Source organism: Lachnoanaerobaculum sanguinis (assembly GCF_033242365.1).
GTDB classification, from domain to species: Bacteria; Bacillota; Clostridia; order Lachnospirales; family Lachnospiraceae; genus Lachnoanaerobaculum; species Lachnoanaerobaculum sanguinis.
Genome location: NZ_BTHK01000071.1, coordinates 1 through 343, shown reverse-complemented (window position 1 = coordinate 343; position 343 = coordinate 1). Strand labels below are relative to the sequence as shown.

Annotated in this window: 1 pseudogene; it reads left to right on the top strand. The window is 32.1% G+C overall.

Annotation, left to right across the window (positions count from 1 at the left end):
- Positions 1-50: 50 nt before the first annotated feature.
- Positions 51-343, top strand: a pseudogene (locus SBH76_RS13575) (IS1634 family transposase); the annotation flags it as partial.

The following is a 343-nucleotide window of genomic DNA, read 5'->3' as shown; positions in this document are numbered from 1 at the left end:
AGTATGTTATAATCATAGTACTTCATAGTACTTTACTTTTAGAGGTGTTTATGGCTTATTTTTTGAGAAAAGAAAAGAAGAAAAAAGGTACTTATCTTCAGATGTATGAATCATTTTGGGATAAGGATAAAAAGCAACCAAGAACAAAAAATGTAAAATCTTTTGGTTATGTTGAGGATTTGATTTCAGGTGAGATTCCGGATCCTGTTAAATTTTACAGCGACTATGTAAAAGAGCAAAATGAGAATAGAACAAAAGTTCTTTCTGAAGAATCCCGTCCTCGTGCATTTTCCACTCCTGTTGAACTTAATATAGGACACTTCTTGCTCTACTCATTGATTGA